Annotated in this window: 19 protein-coding genes; 8 read left to right on the plus strand and 11 right to left on the minus strand. The window is 70.6% G+C overall.

Features of this window, described 5'->3' with window-relative positions:
• The first annotated feature begins 34 nt into the window (after positions 1–34).
• The 6 genes from ACIGEP_RS00705 to ACIGEP_RS00730 all read left to right on the plus strand — a co-directional run bounded on the left by ACIGEP_RS00705 (position 35) and on the right by ACIGEP_RS00730 (position 6,474).
• Positions 35–1,252, plus strand: a complete 1,218-nt coding sequence (locus ACIGEP_RS00705; protein WP_396660983.1) for an ABC transporter permease — start codon at positions 35–37, stop codon at positions 1,250–1,252.
• On the plus strand, positions 1,249–2,532 hold the full coding sequence (locus ACIGEP_RS00710; RefSeq protein WP_396659715.1) for an ABC transporter permease: 1,284 nt from the start codon (positions 1,249–1,251) through the stop codon (positions 2,530–2,532). Before ACIGEP_RS00705 ends, ACIGEP_RS00710 begins: the two co-directional genes overlap by 4 nt.
• 50 nt (positions 2,533–2,582) lie before the next feature.
• Positions 2,583–2,981 carry a cytidine deaminase gene (locus ACIGEP_RS00715; protein WP_396659716.1) on the plus strand — a complete coding sequence of 133 codons (399 nt, stop codon included), beginning with the start codon at positions 2,583–2,585 and terminating at the stop codon, positions 2,979–2,981.
• Positions 2,978–4,270 carry a thymidine phosphorylase gene (locus ACIGEP_RS00720; protein WP_396659717.1) on the plus strand — a complete coding sequence of 431 codons (1,293 nt, stop codon included), beginning with the start codon at positions 2,978–2,980 and terminating at the stop codon, positions 4,268–4,270. The genes ACIGEP_RS00715 and ACIGEP_RS00720 overlap by 4 nt, the downstream gene beginning before the upstream one ends.
• Before the next feature lie 23 nt (positions 4,271–4,293).
• Positions 4,294–5,409, plus strand: a complete 1,116-nt coding sequence (locus ACIGEP_RS00725) for an adenosine deaminase (RefSeq protein ID WP_396659718.1) — start codon at positions 4,294–4,296, stop codon at positions 5,407–5,409.
• A 207-nt stretch (positions 5,410–5,616) separates the two neighbouring features.
• Complete coding sequence (locus ACIGEP_RS00730; RefSeq protein ID WP_396659719.1) at positions 5,617–6,474, plus strand: DUF559 domain-containing protein; 858 nt, start codon at positions 5,617–5,619, stop codon at positions 6,472–6,474.
• A 68-nt stretch (positions 6,475–6,542) separates the two neighbouring features.
• Here ACIGEP_RS00730 and ACIGEP_RS00735 read toward each other — a convergent pair whose 3' ends face one another.
• From ACIGEP_RS00735 to ACIGEP_RS00765, 7 genes are all read right to left on the minus strand, one after another.
• On the minus strand, positions 6,543–7,301 hold the full coding sequence (locus ACIGEP_RS00735) for an alpha/beta hydrolase (protein ID WP_396659720.1): 759 nt from the start codon (positions 7,299–7,301) through the stop codon (positions 6,543–6,545).
• A complete protein-coding gene (locus tag ACIGEP_RS00740) occupies positions 7,298–8,461 on the minus strand; it encodes a mannitol-1-phosphate 5-dehydrogenase (protein ID WP_396659721.1) in 1,164 nt (387 codons plus the stop codon). Before ACIGEP_RS00740 ends, ACIGEP_RS00735 begins: the two co-directional genes overlap by 4 nt.
• Positions 8,458–8,898 carry a PTS sugar transporter subunit IIA gene (locus ACIGEP_RS00745; RefSeq protein WP_396659722.1) on the minus strand — a complete coding sequence of 147 codons (441 nt, stop codon included), beginning with the start codon at positions 8,896–8,898 and terminating at the stop codon, positions 8,458–8,460. Before ACIGEP_RS00745 ends, ACIGEP_RS00740 begins: the two co-directional genes overlap by 4 nt.
• Before the next feature lie 81 nt (positions 8,899–8,979).
• Positions 8,980–10,608: a PTS mannitol transporter subunit IICB gene (locus ACIGEP_RS00750; protein ID WP_396659723.1), complete on the minus strand. Its 1,629-nt coding sequence runs from the start codon at positions 10,606–10,608 to the stop codon at positions 8,980–8,982.
• 29 nt (positions 10,609–10,637) lie between these two features.
• On the minus strand, positions 10,638–12,305 hold the full coding sequence (ptsP, locus tag ACIGEP_RS00755) for a phosphoenolpyruvate--protein phosphotransferase (RefSeq protein ID WP_396659724.1): 1,668 nt from the start codon (positions 12,303–12,305) through the stop codon (positions 10,638–10,640).
• 7 nt (positions 12,306–12,312) lie between these two features.
• Complete coding sequence (locus ACIGEP_RS00760) at positions 12,313–12,588, minus strand: HPr family phosphocarrier protein (protein ID WP_396659725.1); 276 nt, start codon at positions 12,586–12,588, stop codon at positions 12,313–12,315.
• Positions 12,585–12,914, minus strand: coding sequence for a PTS sugar transporter subunit IIB (locus ACIGEP_RS00765; protein ID WP_396659726.1), 330 nt, complete (start codon positions 12,912–12,914; stop codon positions 12,585–12,587). The genes ACIGEP_RS00760 and ACIGEP_RS00765 overlap by 4 nt, the downstream gene beginning before the upstream one ends.
• A gap of 141 nt (positions 12,915–13,055) precedes the next feature.
• Between ACIGEP_RS00765 and ACIGEP_RS00770 the strand changes: the two genes are divergently transcribed.
• Positions 13,056–14,948 carry a BglG family transcription antiterminator gene (locus tag ACIGEP_RS00770; protein ID WP_396659727.1) on the plus strand — a complete coding sequence of 631 codons (1,893 nt, stop codon included), beginning with the start codon at positions 13,056–13,058 and terminating at the stop codon, positions 14,946–14,948.
• On the opposite strand, the gene ACIGEP_RS00775 is transcribed toward ACIGEP_RS00770, so the two are convergent.
• Genes ACIGEP_RS00775 through ACIGEP_RS00785 form a run of 3 tightly spaced genes read right to left on the minus strand, consistent with a single transcriptional unit; the run spans position 14,949 to position 18,015 of the window.
• Entirely contained in the window at positions 14,949–15,527 is a 579-nt protein-coding gene (locus ACIGEP_RS00775) for a GNAT family N-acetyltransferase (RefSeq protein WP_396659728.1), read from the minus strand.
• Complete coding sequence (locus ACIGEP_RS00780; protein ID WP_396659729.1) at positions 15,524–17,188, minus strand: phospho-sugar mutase; 1,665 nt, start codon at positions 17,186–17,188, stop codon at positions 15,524–15,526. Before ACIGEP_RS00780 ends, ACIGEP_RS00775 begins: the two co-directional genes overlap by 4 nt.
• On the minus strand, positions 17,185–18,015 hold the full coding sequence (locus tag ACIGEP_RS00785; RefSeq protein ID WP_396659730.1) for a purine-nucleoside phosphorylase: 831 nt from the start codon (positions 18,013–18,015) through the stop codon (positions 17,185–17,187). Before ACIGEP_RS00785 ends, ACIGEP_RS00780 begins: the two co-directional genes overlap by 4 nt.
• Before the next feature lie 84 nt (positions 18,016–18,099).
• Between ACIGEP_RS00785 and ACIGEP_RS00790 the strand changes: the two genes are divergently transcribed.
• A complete protein-coding gene (locus tag ACIGEP_RS00790) occupies positions 18,100–19,560 on the plus strand; it encodes an NAD(P)H-quinone dehydrogenase (RefSeq protein ID WP_396659731.1) in 1,461 nt (486 codons plus the stop codon).
• 10 nt (positions 19,561–19,570) lie between these two features.
• On the opposite strand, the gene ACIGEP_RS00795 is transcribed toward ACIGEP_RS00790, so the two are convergent.
• Positions 19,571–20,014: a hypothetical protein gene (locus tag ACIGEP_RS00795; protein ID WP_396659732.1), complete on the minus strand. Its 444-nt coding sequence runs from the start codon at positions 20,012–20,014 to the stop codon at positions 19,571–19,573.
• Between the last annotated feature and the right edge of the window lie 2 nt (positions 20,015–20,016).

Below are 20,016 nucleotides of genomic sequence, written 5' to 3' on the forward strand. Positions count from 1 at the left end.
CACCGACGCGCCCCAGCCGTCCAAGTGGCACACGATGCTCCTGCAGATCACGCAGGGAAGCGCGATCATCTCGGTGCTGGCCGTCGTCCTCGCCCTCATCGCCGGCGGCATCATGATCGCGGCGACCGACGACGGCGTCCAGGCTGCATCCGGCTATTTCTTCGCCCGCCCCGGCGACACGTTCGTCGCCGTCTGGCAGGCGGTGTCCGGAGCCTACGGCGCCCTCTTCCAGGGCTCCGTCTTCAACTTCGGTGCGCCGACCTTCGCCCGCGCGATCCGCCCCCTCACCGAGACACTCACCTTCGCCACGCCGCTCATCGCGGCCGGCCTCGGTGTCGCGCTCGCATTCCGGATCGGCATGTTCAACATCGGCGGTCGCGGCCAGATGCTCATGGCCTCCGCCGCCGCCGGCTGGGTGGCGTTCGGGCTCGACCTGCCGCCCGTCATCCACATGCTGGTGGCGCTGCTCGCGGGCATCATGGCGGGGTCGCTCTGGGCGGGCATCGCCGGCTTCCTCAAGGCCCGCACCGGTGCCCACGAGGTCATCGTCACGATCATGCTCAACTACGTCGCGTTCTACCTCGTGTCGTGGATGCTGCGCACGCCGGGCCTGCTGCAGGCGCCGGGCTCCAGCAACCCCAAGACGCCCGCGATGAAGGAGACCGCGATCCTGCCCGACCTGCTCGGTCCGCAGTTCAATCTGCACCTCGGGTTCATCCTCGTCATCATCGCGACAGTCGTCGTCTGGTGGATCCTCAACCGGTCGAGCCTCGGCTTCCAGTTCCGGGCCGTGGGGGAGAACCCCGCCGCCGCACGGGTCGCGGGCATCAGCGTGCCCCGCATGTACGTCTACGGCATGCTCCTCGCCGGTGGCCTCGTCGGCCTCGCCGGCGTCAATCAGGTGCTCGGCACCGTGACGACGGGCTTCTCGTCCGACATCGACGCAGGGATCGGATTCGACGCGATCACCGTCGCACTGCTGGGACGCTCGACCCCGTGGGGCACCTTCGCGGCCGGCATCCTCTTCGGTGCCTTCAAGGCGGGCGGGTTCTCGATGCAGGCGGCCGAGCAGGTGCCGATCGAGATCGTGACCGTCGTCCAGGCGCTCATCGTCCTCTTCATCGCGGCGCCGCCGCTCATCCGCACGATCTTCGGCCTGCCCTCGCCGGAGCGCGATCGTCGACGCGCCGAGAGGGCGCGCCGCAAGGAGCTCAAGGCGCAGTCCGACACGACGCAGGAGGTGGCCGCGTGAGCGCCCCCGTCGTTCAGACCTCGACGGCCGACGTGCTGCCCGAGACCACCATCATCCGCAGCTGGAAGGCAACGATCGCCCTCGCGGTGTTCACGGTCCTCTACGCGCTGCTCGTGCTCGTCGCCGCCCGCGATGGTGAGAGCACCTTCCGCCTGTCGACCCAGAGCGACGTGATCGTCCTGGCCGATCTGGTGGTTCCGGTCGGCGCGACGACCACTGGCATCCTGGTGCTCCTGGCCCTGCTGACCGCGGGCTCGGCGTACCTGGTCCGTTCCTCGGGGCGGTCACCGCTCTGGGTCACGGTCGCCTTCGTCCTGCTCGCCGTCGTCGGATTCCTCACCTGGGCCGCCGCCGGTGCGGCGATCCCCGTCGTGGGTCTGCTGGCGGGCTCGCTCACGCTCGCCGTGCCGCTCATCTACGGCGCGCTGGGCGGCGTCATCGGCGAGCGGGTCGGCGTCGTCAACATCGCCATCGAGGGGCAGCTGCTCGCCGGCGCCTTCACGGCGGCGGTCGTCAGCACCGTCACCGGTCAGCCGCTGCTCGGCCTGGTCGCCGCGATGGTCGCGGGCGTGCTCGTCGCCGCGATCCTGGCCGTGTTCGCGATCCGCTACCTCGTCGACCAGGTGATCGTCGGTGTCGTGCTGAACGTCCTCGTCACCGGCCTCACGAGCTTCCTGTTCTCGCAGGTCCTGCAGCCCAACGCCGCGGCGCTCAACCAGCCGCCGCGCTTCGACCGCATCCCGATCCCGCTTCTAAGCGACATCCCCGTCCTCGGGCCGGTGCTGTTCCGCCAGACGATCATCGTGTACGTGATGTACCTCGTCGTCGCCGCGGTGTTCTTCGGCATGTTCCGCACCCGGTGGGGTCTGCGACTGCGTGCCGTCGGCGAGCACCCGCAGGCCGCCGACACGGTCGGCATCAAGGTCAACGCGACCCGGTTCTGGAACGTGCTGCTCGCCGGTGCGATCGCGGGCCTCGGCGGCACGGTCTTCACGATCGGCAACGGCATCGCATTCAACAAGGAGATGACCGCCGGCGCCGGCTTCATCGCGCTCGCCGCCGTCATCTTCGGCCAGTGGAACCCCATCCGCGCCACTCTCGCCGCACTGCTGTTCGGCTTCGCGTCGAACCTGCAGAACACGCTCAGCGTGATCGGCGCGCCCGTGCCCAGCGAGTTCATGCTGATGGTGCCGTATGTCGTGACGATCTTCGTCGTGGCCGGTGTCGTCGGCAAGTCGCGGGCGCCCGCCGCGTCGGGCAAGCCCTACATCAAGGGCTGACCGGGGTGCCGCGAGCCGCGGCATCCGCCAGAACTACAGAGGAAGAAGTCGTGACCGACATCGATTGGGACGAGCTGCGCTCCGCAGCCGTCGAGGCCATGGAGAAGGCGTACGCGCCGTACTCCCGTTACCGAGTGGGTGCCGCGGCGCTCGTGAGCGACGGGCGGATCGTGACCGGCTGCAACGTCGAGAACGCGTCCTACGGCGTCGGCCTGTGCGCCGAGTGCGGTCTCGTCGGAAACCTGCACATGACCGGCGGCGGCGAGCTCGTCGCGTTCGTCTGCGTCAACAACGACGGCGAGACGATCATGCCGTGCGGGCGCTGCCGTCAGCTGCTGTACGAATTCGCGATCCCCGGGATGCTGCTGGAGACCGTTTCGGGCATCCGCACCATCGACGAGGTCCTGCCCGACGCCTTCGGCCCGCGCGACCTCGAGGCAGCCCGATGAGCCAGGTCGAGCCGTTCGACGCGGTCGACGTCATCCGCACGAAGCGCGACGGGGGAGCTGTTCCCGAGGATGCGCTGCGGTGGATGGTCGACGCGTACACGCGCGAGTACGTTGCGGACTCGCAGATGGCGGCGTTCGCGATGGCGGTGCTGCTGAACGGGATGAGCCGTGACGAGATCCGTGTCATGACCGACGCGATGATCGCCTCGGGCGAGCGGATGAGTTTCGCCGGGCTCGGCAAGCCGACCGTCGACAAGCACTCCACCGGCGGCGTGGGTGACAAGATCACGCTCCCGCTCGCCCCGCTCGTCGCCGCCTTCGGCGTCGCCGTGCCGCAACTCTCGGGCCGCGGCCTGGGCCACACCGGGGGCACGCTCGACAAGCTCGAGGCCATCCCCGGCTGGCGCGCGGCGCTCAGCAACGACGAGATGGTCGCGCAGATGCGGGACGTCGGCGCGGTCATCTGCGCCGCGGGCTCGGGCCTCGCGCCCGCCGACAAGCGTCTGTACGCGCTGCGCGATGTCACCGGCACCGTCGAGGCGATCCCGCTGATCGCCTCGAGCATCATGTCCAAGAAGATCGCCGAGGGCACCGACTCGCTCGTGCTGGACGTCAAGTTCGGTTCCGGCGCGTTCATGCGCGACGTCGACAAGGCGCGAGAGCTCGCCCGCACCATGGTCGCGCTCGGCACCGACTCGGGTGTCGCCACCACGGCGCTGCTCACGGACATGAACACCCCGCTCGGCCTCGCGATCGGCAACGCCAACGAGGTCCGCGAGTCCGTCGAGGTGCTCGCCGGCGGTGGCCCCGCCGACGTCGTCGAGCTGACCGTGGCGCTCGCGCGCGAGATGCTCGCCCTCGCCGGACAGCCCGACGCGGACGTCGAAGCCGCCCTGGAGGACGGTCGCGCGATGGATTCGTGGCGTCGGATGATCCGGGCCCAGGACGGCGACCCGGATGCCGCGCTGCCGACACCGCGCGAGACCCACACCGTCACCGCGACGGAGTCTGGCGTTCTCACGCGACTGGAGGCCCTTCCGTTCGGGATCGCCGCGTGGCGCCTCGGCGCGGGCCGCGCGCGTGCGCAGGACCCCGTCATCCACGCCGCCGGCATCGATCTGCACGTCAAGCCGGGCGACGCGGTCGAGGTCGGACAGCCGTTGTTCACCCTGCTGGCCGACGATGAGAACCGCTTCGCGCGGGCCACCGAGGCGCTCGAGGGCGCCTGGGAGATCGGTGCGGAGGCACCGGCATCCACTCCGCTCGTCCTCGAGCGCATCACCGCCTGACCCCCCTACGACAGGACACCACCATGGCCATCGACCAGCACGGCGACGCGAAGCTCGAGGGCGTCTCGATCCGCTCGCTCCCGAAGGTGTCGCTCCACGACCACCTCGACGGCGCGCTGCGCCCGCAGACGATCATCGAGATCGCCGACGACGTCGGGGTCGACGTGCCCGAGGCGGCGGCCGACGACCTCGCCGACTGGTTCGAGGACCAGTCCGACAGCGGCTCGCTCGTCGAATACCTGAAGACGTTCGATCTGACGATCGCGGTCATGCAGACCCGCGAGGGACTGCGCCGTGTCGCGAAGGAGTTCGTCGAGGATCTCGCCGCCGACGGCGTCATCTACGGCGAGGTCCGTTGGGCGCCGGAGCAGCACCTGCAGGGCGGTCTCAGCCTCGATGAGGTCGTCGAGGCCGTTCAGGAGGGCATCGAGGAGGGTGAGGACTCGGTCGAGGCCTCGGGCCGCGACATCCGTGTCGGCCAGCTCATCAGCGCGATGCGTCACACCGACCGGTCGCTCGAGATCGCCGAGCTCGCCGTCCGTCACCGCGGACGCGGCGCGGTCGGCTTCGACATCGCCGGTCCCGAGGCGGGCTTCCCGCCGTCGAACCTGCGCCCGGCCTTCGACTACCTGGCATCCGCCTTCTTCCCGGCGACGGTCCACGCCGGCGAGGCCGCGGGGCTCGATTCCATCCGCTCCGCGCTGATCGACGGACGCGCGCTGCGCCTCGGGCACGGTGTGCGCATCGCCGAGGATCTCGACGTCGTCGAGCAGAAGGGCGAGGAGGTGCAGGTGCGTTTCGGCGACCTCGCCCGCTGGGTGCGCGACCGCGAGATCCCGCTGGAGCTCTCGCCGTCGTCGAACCTGCAGACCGGCGCGATCGCCGCGTGGGGGACGCAGCTCGAGGATCACCCCTTCGACCTGCTGTACCAGCTCGGCTTCGCCGTCACCGTGAACGTCGACAACCGGACGATGAGCCGGACCTCGCTCACGCGCGAGCTCTCGCTGCTGGCGGACGCCTTCGAGTACACGCTCGATGACCTCGAGGCGTTCCAGCTGAACGCCGCCGCTGCTGCGTTCCTCACCATCGAGGAGCGCGAGGAGCTCATCGAGCTGATCGGCGAGGGCTTCTCGGCCTGACGGCTCGGGTGAGGTCCCGATCGGGCCGGGTATAGCTGTCGCATACCCGGCCCGATCGGGACCTCCACCCTTCTCCCCAGGGGGCGGGGCGCGGGCGCTCTCCGCGAGGTGCGGGGATCGTCCCTCACGCGGCGCGGAAGGTCGGCACCATGCAGGAATGCGCCGACCGCGCCCCTTCCCGACCACCTCCGCAGCCGCGCGTTCAGTGTGCGCGATGCCCGGCGAGCCGGTGTCTCCGCCGGGCGGCTGGATGCCGGTGACCTCACGATCCCGTATCCCGGCGTCCGCGTCCCCGCGGGCCACGTTGTCGACTCGATCGAAGCTCGAGCGAGGCAGTTCACAGAACGGATGCGGCCGTGGCAGTTCTTCAGCCACAGCACGGCGCTGGCGCTCCTGGGCGCACCCCTCCCGTCGGATCGAGAGTCGCAGCGGCTCCATGTCGCCGCGCACCGCCCGCATCGGGAACCGCGCGTGTCAGGCGTGGTCGGTCACCGCCTCGGGGTTGGTACGCCCGACGTCCGCATCGTCGATGGTCTGCGCGTCGAAGCACCCGCGAGCGCGTGGCGTCACGTCGCGTCGTGGTGGAGTCACGAGGATCTGGTCGTCGCGGGTGACTTCCTCGTCGGCCGTGCCGGTCTGCTCACCCTCGACGACCTCGCCGCGGAGGTGGCGAGGGGACCGGGGCGGGGCCAGAGTGCTCTGACGACGGCGCTCTCCGACATCCGGGTCGGTGCCGAGTCCCCGACCGAAACGCGACTGAGGCTCGTCCTCTGCGCCGCAGGCCTCCCCGAGCCCCGCCTGAACGTGGTCCTCCGGGCGTCGGACGGCCGGTTCGTCGCCCGGCTCGACATGGCGTACGAGAGTCATCGGGTCGCGGTCGAGTACGACGGGCGTCAGCACGCGGAAGACCGCTCGCAGTTCGAGCGCGACGCCGATCGCTGGCACGAGATCCGCGAGCAGGGGTGGACGCTCGTCCGCATCCTTCGCCATCATCAGCAGGGCGACGGCCGGACCGCCGTCCGCATGGTCGCCGGTGCGCTCCGGCAGGCCGGGTGGACGCCGTGAGGGGCGAGGTCCCGATCCGGCCGGGAATGACGGCGCGATACCCGGCCGGAGTGGGACTTCGGCCGGGTTCAGAGGCGGGCGACCAGCTCGGCGACGGATGCCGTGATCTCGGCCGTCATGTCGGCGTCGTCGATCGTGGGGGTGCCGTCGCCGGCCTGCGGGCCGTAGTCGCCGAACGACGCGTGCGAGGCGCCGGCGATCTCGACGAACTCGGCGTCGGCGGGAAGCATGCCGCGGGAGTCCTGGATCTTCGCCGGCGTCGACAGGCCGTCTTCCGCGCCCGAGATGCTGAGCACCGGAAGGCCGGAATCGGACAGGTCGTTCGCGCAGTACGAGCCGAAGAGGACCAGACCGTCGGCATCCGGTGCGAGCTGACAGGCCCGCACCCCGCCGAGCGAGTGTCCGCCGACGAGCCAGGAGTCCACACCCGGTGCAACGGAGGTGAAGTCCGACAGCGGCCGGGGATCGAAGAAGGCGAGGTTCAGCCACGGACGGCTGATGACGACCGTCATCCCGTCGTCGGCGACGAGCCCCGACAGCTTCGACTCGTACGCCTCGGCCTGGACCTTCGCTCCGGGGATGAAGACCAGGCCGACAGTGCTCTCACCGGAGGCCGGCGTCATGACGACGTTCCCGCCCGTGTCGGAGACGACGACACGATCGTCGCTTCGCACCGACCCGAGCGGGCCCGCCTCGGCATCCATCACGCCCACCTGACTCCAGATCACGATCCCGAGGGCACCGGCGACGAGCAGCCCCGCCACGGACAGCGACACGATCAGACCGATGCGCCGCGCCTGGGAGCGGGGTCGCTTCGAGGCACTCACGCGCGGTAGAGGCCGAGCTCGGTCTGACGCTGCGCGACCGCCTCCTGTACGCGCGCGAAGAGCGGATGCCCCGGCTCGAGACCCGTGACCGACGCGGTGAAGGCAGCGGCATCCTCGGTCCGGATGCGCTCCTGCAACTCGACCGCCTGGGGGTCTGCGGCATCCTCGAAGCGGAGCGCGGCCGAGATCGCGGCGACGAGGCCGTCGACGGCGAGTCCACGGTCCGCTGCTGCCGCCGCGGGGCCGATGAACCGCTCGTGACGGGAGAGCTTGCGCAGCGGCTGCCGGCCGACGCGCTGGACGGTGTCGGGAAGCGCCGCGTTCGAGAACCGCTCGAGGATCGTCGCGCGGTAGTCGGCCAGTTCGCCGGCGTCGAGGCCGTGGGCAGCCGACAGGAACGCCGAGGTCTCCTCGAGCGCCTGCTCCACCTTGGCGCGGATGCCGGGGTCGGCGAGCGCGTCCGAGATCCGGGTGATGCCGGCGGCGTAGCCGAAGTAGGCCGTCGCCGCGTGGCCGGTGTTGACCGTGAAGAGCTTGCGCTCGATGTACGGGGCGAGGTCGTCGACGAAGTGCGCGCCGGGGATGTTCGGCAGGTCGCCGCCGAAGGGGCCCTGCTCGATGGCCCATTCGAAGAAGGGCTCGACCGTCACGTCGACGCCCGCGCCGTCGGGCTGCCCCGGGACGATGCGGTCGACCGCGGTGTTCGCGAACACCGCGCGGGCAGACAGGTCGCCCCAGGCGTCGCCCGCGAGCTTCTCGATCTCGGCGCGGAGGGTGTCGGTCGCGCCGATGGCGTTCTCGCACGCCATGACCTGCAGGGGCTTCCCGCTCGCCTCACGGCGCGCGAGGCCCTCGAGGATGTGCGGCGCCACGAACGGCAGGATGTTCGGGCCGACGGCGGTCGTCACGACATCGGCGGTGGCGACCTCGTCGGCGACGGCGTCGGGGTCCGCCTGGCTGTTGATCGCGCGGAAGCCCGTGACCGTCTTGTCACCGCCACCCGGCCCGACTTCGTGGACGGTGTACTCGGATGCCGCGTTGATGGTCTCGACCAGGGTCGGAGCGACGTCGGAGAAGACGAGGTCGTAGCCGCCCTCGTGGAGCAGGAGACCGACGAACCCGCGACCGATGTTCCCCGCGCCGAAGTGGACGGCCTTCATGCGTTGTTCACCGTCGACAGCAGCTGGTAGAGCTCCTCAGGGGTCTGCGCCGCCTTGAGCTTCGCGACCTCGTCGTCCTCCGAGAACAGGAGGGCGATCTGCGACAGGATCTCGAGGTGCTCGTCGCCCTTGCCGGCGATCCCGACGACGAAGGTCACGTGCTCACCGGCCCAGTCGACACCGCCGTCGTAGCGGACGAAGGAGAGCGCCGAGTCGAGGATCGCGTCCTTCGTCTCGTTCGTGCCGTGGGGGATGGCGAGCTCGTTGCCCATGTAGGTCGAGACGGCGACCTCCCGCTGCTGCATCGCATCGAAGTAGGCGCCGGTCACGGCCCCTGACGCCTCGAGGATGTCGGCGGCCTCCTTCATCGCCTGCTCCTGGCTGACGGAGCCGGAGTGGATGCGGATCTGACCGAGGGTGAGGACGTCGCGAGCCATGGTTTTCTCCTTCTGGGAACGGTGTGGGGGAAAAGCGCTGCGGGGCCGGGACCATTGTCTCCGACCCCGCAGCGGATCGCATCAGGCGTCGCCGCGCTGGCGGCGCACCATCTCCACGACTTCGTCGTACTTCGGCGAGTTCATGAAGTTGTCGACCGAGACGTGCACGGACCCGGGGGTGACCCCGCGGGCACGATCGGTCAGCTGGGCCTGAGTGATGACCAGGTCGGCGGACGGGTCGAGGTTCGCGATCGCCTTGTTGGTGACCGTGACGCCCTCGACGCCCGCCTTCTTGAACTTGTTGCGCAGGACGCTCGCACCCATCGCGGACGACCCCATGCCGGCGTCGCACGCGAACACGATGTTCGAGATCTCGCGATCTGCGACGGCGGTTCCCGCCGGAGCGGATGCCGCGGCTGCCGCCGTCGGTCCCGAGCCGCGCAGCGCGTCCATCGCCGAGGAGGACTTGCCCTTGTTGGCCTCGGTCTGCGCGATCGCGGCGCCGAAGGTGTCACCCTCGGCCGCGAGGTCGCGCTTGCGGGACGCCCGCAGGATGACGGCGGTGATGAGGAATGTGACGACCGCTGCGACGACCACCGAGAGGTAGACGACGAGGAGGTTCGGCACGCCGGCGCCGATCGCCGCCGCCGTGACGGCGATGATGCTGCCCGGCGCGGCGGGGAACTGGAGACCGCCGTTGAAGAGCATGTTGACGGTCACGCCGCTCGCACCGCCCGCGATGAGGGCGAGGATCGTGGCCGGCTTGCTCAGGGCGTACGGGAAGTAGATCTCGTGGATGCCGCCCAGGAACTGGATGATCGCCGCGCCGGGAGCGGAGGCCTTCGCCTGGCCGACACCGAAGAAGGTGAAGGCGAGAAGCAGGCCGACGCCGGGGCCGGGGTTGGCCTCGATGAGGAAGAGGATCGACTTGCCCGCATCCTCGACCTGCTGCAGGGCCAGCGGTGTGAACACACCGTGGTTGATGGCGTTGTTCAGGAACAGCACCTTGGCGGGCTCCACGACGATCGACAGCAGCGGGAGCAGGCTCAGCGAGACGAGCCAGTCGACCACCCCGCCGAGGAACGCGCTGACGCCGAGCATGATGGGGCCGAACGCGAAGAACCCGATGATCGCGAGGATCATGCCGAGGATGCCGGCGGAGAAGTTGTTGACGAGCATCTCGAAGCCGGGCTTGATCTTGCCGTCCCACAACTTGTCCATCTGCTTGGTGATCCAGGCCGCGAGGGGACCCATGATCATCGCGCCGAGGAACATCGGGATGTCGGTGCCGACGATGACACCCATGACGGCGATCGTGGCCACGACACCACCGCGCGCGTCGTAGACCATGCGGCCCGCGGTGTTCGCGATGAGCAGTGGCAGAAGGTAGGTCACCATCGCCCCGACCAGGCCGATGTACCCGGTGTAGGTACCGGCGTCACCCTCGGTGAGGGCGGTGCGGGCACCCTGCCACCCGATCTGGGCGACGTCGCCACCGCCGCCGAGGATCTCGGCGACGGGGAACCAGTGCCAGCCGAACGGGCTGCGGGCACCGAAGAAGCCGTCCGGGATGAAGAGCATGGTGATGAATCCCCATGCGATGAACGCTGCGATGTTCGGCATGATCATGCCGGACAGGAACGTCCCGAATCGCTGCACGCCGACGCGTGCGCGGCTCGGTGCGCGGGTGGCTGTTGTCGCCGTTGACATGTGCTGGTTCTCCTTTGGTGTGCCGCGGGTCATGCGGCGGTGAGCTGTGCTGCGGCCTCCTGGGCCGCGGCTCGGGCGGATGCCGCATCGGATGCGGCGAGGGCTGCCTCGGCGATGCGCTTCGCGTCGTCGAGGCTGTGGTGCAGAAGGGTGGCGCGCACATCTGCGAGCGCCGTCGGTGCCATGGACAGGGTGGTGGCGCCGAGTCCGACCAGGACGACCGCGAGCAGCGGGTCGGCTGCGGCCTCGCCGCAGATGCCGACGGGCTTGCCGTGGGCACGTCCGCCGTCACCGGTCAGCTTCACGAGCTGCAGGACGGCGGGATGCCACGGGTCCTGGAACGAGGCGACGGAGCCGAGCAGACGGTCGGCGGCGAGCGTGTACTGGGTCAGGTCGTTGGTGCCGATGGAGGCGAAGTCGGCGTGGGCCAGCACCCGGTCGGCGAGCAGCGCGGACGAGGGGACCTCGACCATGACACCGGCCGCCTTGATGTTGTACTCCTTGGCGAGGGTGACGAAGTACTCGGTCTCCTCGACGGTCGACACCATCGGAGCCATGACCCAGAGGTCGGCGTCGGTGGCGGCATCCGCGTTGGACAGGGCGGTCAGCTGCTCGCGCAGGATGTCCTCGCTCGCGCGCAGCGCGCGGAGCCCGCGGAGCCCGAGCGCCGGATTCTCCTCGTGCGCGTCGTTGAGGAACGCCAGCGGCTTGTCGGCACCGGCATCCAGTGCGCGGACCACGACCTTCTTGCCCGGGAACGCCTGCAGAAGCTCGGTGTAAGACTTGGTCTGCTCCTCGACCGTGGGGGCCTGCGAGGAGCTGAGGAAGAGGAACTCGGTGCGGAACAGGCCCACGCCTTCGGCGCCCAGTTCGACGGCCTTCGCGGCGTCGGCGGGCTTTCCGAGGTTCGCGAGCAGCGGCACGGCGGTGCCGTCGGCGAGAGCACCCGGCGTGATCGGGGCGTCGGCCGCGGCGGCGCGATCGGCCTCGCGGCGCTCCGCCTGCGCGATCTCGTCGTCGGTGGGCTGCGTCGTCACGATGCCGCCGGCGGCGTCGACGATCACCGTCTCGCCTTCGGAGAGACCGGCCGCGCCGTGCACGCCGACGACGGCGACGATCGACTTCTCCCGCGCGAGGATCGCCGTGTGCGAGGTCGGCCCCCCCTCGGTCGTGACGAGGGCAAGCACCTTGTCGAGATCCAGGAGCGCCGTGTCGGCGGGCGCGAGGTCCTTCGCGACCAGGACGAACGGATGCCCCGGGTCGGGCACGCCCGGAGCGGGCACGCCGCGGAGGTGCGCGATGACCCGCTGTGCGACGTCGTCGAGGTCGGCGGCGCGCTCGCCGAGGTAGCCGCCCATGGCGGCGAGGGAGTCGCGGAACGAGGCGAATGCGTCGAAGACGGCGAACTCGCCGGTTTTGCCGGCCGCCAGTCGCGTTGCGACCTCGTCCTCGAGGGCGGGGTCCTCCGCCATCATCGCCTGTGCTTCCAGGACCTCCTGCGCGGCTCCGCCCGCGGTCGCGCCGCGCTGCTCGAGCTCGCGGGCGACCGCCTCGATGGCGGCGGCGACGCGAGCCTTCTCCTCGTCGGCGCTGAGCGTGCTCTTCTCGTCCTTCGGCGCGGGCAGCGGCTCAGCCATCCGTGCGACGGGGCCGTGGCTCACGCCCAGGCCGATTCCTACTCCTCGAAGCTCAGTCATGTGTCCCTCAGGCGTCGTGGTCGGTGGTCAGAAGTTCGGTGAGGTGGTCGAGCACCCCTTCGGCGTTCGCGCCGTCGGCGGTGAGCGTCACGTAGTCGCCGTTCTCGGCGCCGAGCGAGATGACGCTCAGGATGCTGGCCGCGTTGACGGCGCCGCCGGCGCCCTTCGAGATGGTGATCGGGATGCCGGCATCCTTCGCCGCCTGCGCGAACAGCTTCGCGGGGCGGGCGTGCAGGCCGTTGGCGGAGCCAATCCGCACAGTCCGGCTGGCCGGTGCGCTCATCGCGGGGTCCTTTCGATGCTGTCGGCGGCGGTTGAGGCCGTCACCAGGGCGAGCGTGCGGGTTCCGTCGCGATCGCCGAACACGTCCTCCGGCAGCAGCACGACGCGCGCCTGTCGGGTGGCGGCGTCCCGCTCGATGTCGGCGAGGGCGGAGGCAAGATGCGGACCCACGAGCACCACGTCGCCGGCATCCGTCCCCGTGGCAACCATGCCGGGGACACCCGCGTGGACGAGCAGTTCCCTGCCTTCGCGCTGTGCGGCTTGCCGCAGACGCTGAGCGACGAATGTGCTCGACGCACCCGCGCCGCAGACGACGAGGATCTTCATCGATCCGCCTCCTTGTCTCCTCGCCATTCTCATCCGACTCTCAGGAAGCGACAACCAGGCCTTCTTCCGCGGGGGAGGAAACCCCGGTACCCCGGCAGATGGTTGACTGGATCCGTGAGTCGGACGAGGCAGGATCGCGTCATGGCGCTCCTGGCGAGGGATGCCGGGTGGCGCACCGCGGGCGAGCTCGCCGACCTCGTCGGAGTGACGCCCCGCAGCATCCGCTCGTACGTCGCCGCGCTCAATGCGCGGGTCCCCGGCGGAGATGCGGTCGAGTCCGGGCCGTCCGGCTACCGCGCGGGTGCGGGCGCCGGAGGCGCGTTGCAGCCGGTCGCGGAGGAGACCCCGCGCGACCGCCTGCACCGGTTGGTCCGCGACATCCTGGACGCCCCCGACGGGATCGACGTGTACGCCGCGGCGCACCGCTTCCACGTCAGCGACGCCACGCTCGAAGCGGACCTCGGGCGTGTGCGCGCCTTGCTGAGCGGCACGCAGCTGACCCTCGAGCGGTCGGCCGAGCGGGTGCGGCTCACCGGGACGGAGATGGCGCAGCGGCGGTTGCTCAGTCGGCTGGCGCACGACGAGATGGAGCAGGGCGCCTTCGACCTGCGGGCGCTGCGCCGTGCGCTCGGGGAGAGCACCGCCGAGACCTCGGCTCTCGGGGCGTTCAAAGACGACCTCGTCGCAGGGCTCGGCGACCTCGGGTATCTCGTCAACGAGTTCGGCATCGGCGACGTCATGATGCACATCGCGATCGCCGCCGACCGCGTCGGCCGCGGCCGGGGCCTCGACGGCGCACCCGTCGACGACTCGCCCGCGCGTGCGCAGATCGCCGACCTGCTCGACCGCCTCGCGGTCGGTCATCTCGGGGTCCGCCTGGGCGAAGGCGACCGTGATCACCTGGCCGCGCTCGTCCAGACCCGCGTCGTGGCGCCGGGGGCCGCCGAGCCCGACACCGTGATCCGGAGCCGGCTCGACCCGGACGTCGAGTCGGCCGTGCGCGCGATCGTCGCGCGGGCGGCATCCGAGTTCCTCGTCGACATCGATCACGACGACTTCATCCTTCGACTGTCGCTGCACGTTCAGAACCTGCGGCAACGCGCCCAGGATCAGGCGTGGTCGCGCAACGCCCTCACCCGCTCGCTCAAGTCCAGCTACCCGATGATCTTCGAGGTGGCCGTCTTCATCGCGGAACAGCTGCGCGACGTCGTCGGTGCCCCGCTGTACGAGGACGAGATCGCGTACATCGCGATGCACGTGGGCGGGCGCCTCGAACGGTCGCGGCAGTCCGCGCGCCTGCTGACAGCGACCCTCGTGTGCCCGGGGTACTACGAGATGCACGAGCTGCTGCGGGCGAGCATCGACCGGGCGCTCGGACGCGAGATCGAGGTCGTCTCCGTCGAGACGCGGGTCGATCCCGACTGGGCCGCGCTCGACACCGACCTCGTGCTCACGACGATCGACCCGCCCGCCCCGTCGGACCGCATCGTGCGGGTGCAGCCGTTCCTCACCGAGCAGGACGTCGAACGCGTGCAGGGCGCCGCCGCCCGTGCCCGCCGCGGTCGACGGCTCGCGGGGCTGCGTGCCGAGCTGGAGCGGTACTTCTCCGCTGACGCCTTCGTGCCGCGTCTGCCCGGCGACGCCGACGAGGAGACGGTCATCCGCGGCCTCGGCGGACTCCTGGCCGCACAGGGGGTCATCACCGAGGACTACGTGATCCGCACGCTCGAGCGCGAGCGGATCTCGTCGACCGCCTTCACCGACGCGCTCGCCGTGCCGCACGCCATGGGGATGACCGCGACGCGCACCGCGATCGCGGTCGGGCTCGCCGACCCCTCGATCCGGTGGGGCGATGGACGGGTGCAGGTCGTGACGATGGTCGCCTTCTCCGAGTCCGACCGCGAGGCGTTCCAGACCGTCTTCGAGCAGCTCGTCGAGGTGTTCAGCGAACGCGACAGCGTGCTGCGGATCCTCCGCCGCGGTACGACGTTCGCGGCGTTCCTCGACGAGCTCGTCGCCGTCGTCGACGGCTGATCACCGCGTCAGGCGCGCCTCGAGCCCCATCCGCACCCCGGGCCACTCGTGGGGGAGGATCGAGTACACGACCGTGTCGCGCATCGTGCCTCCCGGACCGATCCGATGGTTGCGCAGCACCCCGTCGCGCCGAGCACCCAGGCGCTCGATGGCCGCCTGCGATTGACGGTTGTGCCACGACGTGCGGAACTCGACGGCGATCGCCTCGCATGCCTCGAAGGCATGGCCGAGCAGCAGCAGCTTCGCGGTCGTGTTGACATCGGTGCGCTGCACCGCCGGCGACAGCCAGGTGTAGCCGATCTCGACGCGGCGATGCTCGACCTCGATGTTGCAGAAGGTGGTCATGCCCGCAGGAGACCCGTTCACGACGACCGTGAACGGGTTCATCCTTCCCGCTGCGTGCTCCGCCCGGCGCCAGGCGATCTCGTCGGGGACGGATGCCGGGATCGAGGTGTACCACGCGTACTCCAGGCCCTCGCGCGCGTCGGCGAGGGCGTCCGCGTGCGCCGGTTCGAGCGGGACCAGCTGCACCCTGCCGCGGCTCAGGACGACCGGCTCGGTCAGCGGCGTCGCCGTCACCTCTGCGCCGACGCGAGGATGTCGCGCACGCCCGCCTCCACCGCAGCGAGCCGTGCCGCGGCGTCGTCGGCGGAATCCCCGCGCACGTCGAGATACGCCTTGAGCTTGGGCTCCGTGCCGCTCGGGCGCACGATGACCCGCGAGCCGTCGGTGAGCCAGATGCGCAGGACGTCGCCACTCGGCGAGCCGTCGGGAGCAGAAAGCAGGTCGTCGATGCGATCGACGGCCACCTCGCCGACGGATGCCGGGGCCGCCGCGCGCAGCGCGGTCATGATCCGTCCGATGACGGTCACATCGTCGACACGGATCGATACCTGTCCGCTCGCGAAATGACCGAAGGTCTCCGCGGACTCATCGAGCAGGTCGCCGAGGGTCCTGCCCTGCTCGCGGGCCTCGGCGACGAGGCCCAGCACGGCGATCGCCGCGGAGATCCCGTCCTTGTCGCGAACGGTGCCGGGGTTCACGAGGTAGCCGAGGGCCTCTTCGAACCCGTACACGAGCCCCGGTGCGCGCGAGATCCACTTGAATCCCGTCAGGGTGGCCGCGAAGTCGAGCCCGTAGTGCTCGGCGATCGTCTGCAGGCCCGGCGACGAGACCAGGGAGCACGCGAGGGTCCCCGAGGTGGCGGTGCGCGCGGCGCGCCAGCCGAGAAGGAGACCCACCTCGTTGCCGGTGAGCCGGCGCCAGCCGCCGGCGGCGGCGGCATCCGGGATCGCGACGGCGAGCCGGTCGGCGTCGGGGTCGTTCGCGAGGATGAGCTCGGCCCCGGCCGCTCGGGCGGTCTCGAAGGCGAGGTCCATCGCGCCGGGCTCTTCGGGGTTGGGGAAGGCGACGGTCGGGAACCGGCCGTCGGGTTGGATCTGCTCCGACACGACCGTCGGCGCGGGGTAGCCCGCGGTCTCGAGGATGCGAGCCAGCGTCTCGTGACCCACGCCGTGCATCGCGGTGTAGACCCAGTTCAGCCCGGCGGCGCCCGCCGGGGCGGGGGCGACGAGCGCGGTCGCGCGCACGTAGGCGTCGACGATGTCCTCGCCAGCCGTTTCGTAGTCGGAGGAGCGCGGGATCGACGCGAGGTCGGCCCGGGCGGAGACACGATCGATGTGGGCCGCGATCTCGGCATCCGCGGGCGAGACGATCTGGGCGCCGTCGTCGTCGCCGCCGAGGTAGACCTTGTACCCGTTGTCGTCCGGAGGGTTGTGGGATGCCGTGACCATCACACCCGCGGAGGCGCCGAGGTGACGCACGGCGAACGCGAGGACGGGGGTCGGCAGGAGGCAGGGGAGGAGGATGGCCCGCAGCCCCGCGCCCGCGAAGATCTCTGCACTGTCGCGGGCGAAGACGTCCGAGTTGCGGCGTCCGTCGTAGCCGATCACGACGGACGGTGTCGCGCCGCCGGCGCGCTCGCGCAGGTACGCGGCGAACCCGGCGGCCGCCTGCCCGACCAGGACGCGGTTCATGCGGTTCGATCCGGCGCCGAGAGCGCCGCGCAGCCCCGCGGTGCCGAAGGCCAGCCGGCTGTCGAACCGATCGTGCAGATCGGCGACGGCGGCGGCATCGCCGGACTCGGCCTGTGCGATCAGGTCCCGCAGTTCGCCTCCGGTCTGCGGGTCGGGGTCCTGCGCGAGCCACTGTCGGGCGACGTCGAGGACGCCCTCGCTCACAGGACGCCGATCACGCGCGCGAGGAGGTCGGAGATGACCGGCTCGGCTTCGCGACCCGCTTCGATGACCTCCTGGTGGCTCAGCGGGGTGGTCTGGATGCCGGCGGCGAGGTTCGTGATGAGCGAGAACCCGAGGATCTCCATGCCCGCCTGGCGTGCGGCGATCGCCTCGAGCGCCGTCGACATGCCCACGATGTGACCGCCGATGGCCTTGGCCATCTGCACCTCGGCGGGGGTCTCGTAGTGGGGTCCGCGGAACTGGCAGTAGACGCCCTCGTCGAGGGAGGGGTCGACCGTGCGGGCGAGATCGCGCAGACGCCGCGAATAGAGGTCGGTCAGGTCGATGAAGGTCGCCCCCTCGAGGGGCGAATCGGCGGTGAGGTTGATGTGGTCGCTGATGAGCACCGGCTGTCCCGGTGTCCATGACGTCTTGATGCCGCCGGCGCCGTTGGTGAGCACCATCGTCTTCGCGCCGGTCGCGGCGGCCGTGCGCACGCTGTGCACGACACGGCGGACACCGTGGTTCTCGTAATAGTGGGTGCGGGCGCCGATCACGAGGACGCGCTTGCCGTCCGGGGTGAGGATGCTGCGGATCGATCCGACGTGCCCCTCGAGTGCCGGCTTGCTGAAGCCGGTCACATCGGTCGCGGCGAGCGTCGCGGTGGTCTCGCCGATGAGCTCCGCGGCCTTTCCCCACCCGCTTCCCAGCGTGAGGGCGATGTCGTGGTGGTCGACGCCCGTGAGGCGTGCGATGTCGTCGGCTGCGGTCCGTGCGACCTCGAACGGGTCGGCAGTGGGATCGTCGAGCGGGTGGGTCTCCTCGTGCATGCTCCCACTCTAGGAACCGCGGCACCGCTCGGCCACACGGCGCGCACCGCGTCGCGGCGCACGGGGACCCCGCGGACTGGAAGAATGGTGCGCATGTCTGTGAGCTTCGAGACCACCCAGAGCGTCGCGATCATCGGCGGCGGCCCCGGCGGATACGAGGCGGCTCTCGCAGCGGCCCAGCTGGGGGCCGAGGTGACCCTCGTCGAACGGGCCGGCATCGGCGGGTCCGCGGTCATCACGGACGTCGTCCCCTCCAAGACCCTCATCGCCACTGCCGACGCCGCCGTGGCTATCCGCGGCGCCTCCGATCTCGGGGTGCAGCTGTTCGCGCGCGGCGATAGCGGCAAACCGCTCAAGCCCGAAATCGCCATCAACCTGGGCGCGGTGAACAAGCGGCTCCTGTCGCTGGCCCGTCAGCAGTCCGACGATCAGCGCGCGCAGCTGGTGGATGCCGGGGTCCGCATCATCTCCGGACACGGCCGCCTCGACGGCACGCACGCCGTCGTCGTGTCGACGGGTCCCGGCGGTACCGACTTCGACCGCGTCGAAGCCGACACCCTCGTCGTCTCGGTCGGCGCGTCGCCCCGTGAGCTCGACAGCGCGAAGCCCGACGGGGAGCGCATCCTCACCTGGACGCAGCTCTACAACATGTCGTCGCTGCCCGAGCACCTCATCGTCGTCGGATCGGGTGTCACCGGTGCCGAGTTCGCGGGCGCTTACATGAACCTCGGCTCGAAGGTCACGCTCATCTCGAGCCGCGATCAGGTCCTCCCCGGTGAGGACTCGGATGCCGCCGCCGTCATCGAGAAGGTCTTCACGCGCGGAGGCATGGAGGTCCTGTCCAAATCGCGCGCCGAGAAGGTCGAGCGCACGAAGGACGGCGTCGTCGCGACCCTGTCCGACGGCCGCACCGTCGAGGGCAGTCACTGTCTGATGGCCGTCGGTTCCATCCCGAACACCGCGGGAATCGGTCTGGAGGACGCGGGCGTCCAGCTCACCGACTCGGGGCACATCCAGGTCAACCGGGTCGCGCGCACCTCCGTCCCGAACATCTACGCCGCCGGCGACTGCACGACGTTCCTGCCCCTCGCCTCCGTCGCGGCCATGCAGGGGCGCATGGCGGTCTTCCACGCCCTCGGCGACACCGTCATCCCGCTCGAGAAGCAGCGGGTCACGGCGAACATCTTCACGGCCCCCGAGATCGCGACCGTGGGCCGCCAGGAGCGCGACATCGAGTCGGGCGCGGTCAACGGCACCGTGCACAAGCTGCCGCTCGCCGCCAACGCCCGCGCGAAGATGATGGGCGTCAAGGACGGCTTCGTGAAGATCATCGCCCGCGAGGGCTCGGGCACCGTGATCGGCGGCGTCATCGTCGCCCCGCGCGCGTCGGAGCTGATCTACCCGATCGCCATCGCCGTCGAGCGGCGCCTGACCGTCGACCAGCTCTCCCGCGTCTTCGCCGTCTTCCCGTCGCTGTCGGGCAGCATCACCGACGCCACGCGCGCGATGCACCAGGTCGCGCGCGACGAGGACACCTACAGCTGACGGCTGCGCGTCAGCCGTCGGCGACGGCGGTCACGTGCAGGTAGGTCGACACCGGGGCGGTCCCCGACGCCGAGACGGCCCGCGTGGACACGTCGGCGAAGGGGATGCGGTGCGGCTCGGTGTCGCAGACGACCTCCTGGGTCACCGTGATCTGTCCGCCGTCCGCGGTCATCAGGTTCACGGTGACGTCGGCGGTCACGTCGTCGCCGCCGTAACACCGGGCATCCGCCCCGGCGATCCGGACCGGATCGTGGAACTCCGCCCTCACGTCGCCCGAGCTCCCCGGGCCGACCCTCATCCCCACGACGGCGGCAGCGTCGGCGACGGGTTCGTCGTCGACGGTGGCGAACCACGTCGCCGCGGCGTCGGCGTCGACGGTGGGCGTCCCCGAGCATCCGGACAGGAGGAGCGCCAGCGCGGGGAGCGCGATCATCCGCGCACGCAGACTCCTCATGC

This window comes from Microbacterium sp. NPDC077663 (assembly GCF_044542795.1).
Lineage (GTDB): Bacteria > Actinomycetota > Actinomycetes > Actinomycetales > Microbacteriaceae > Microbacterium.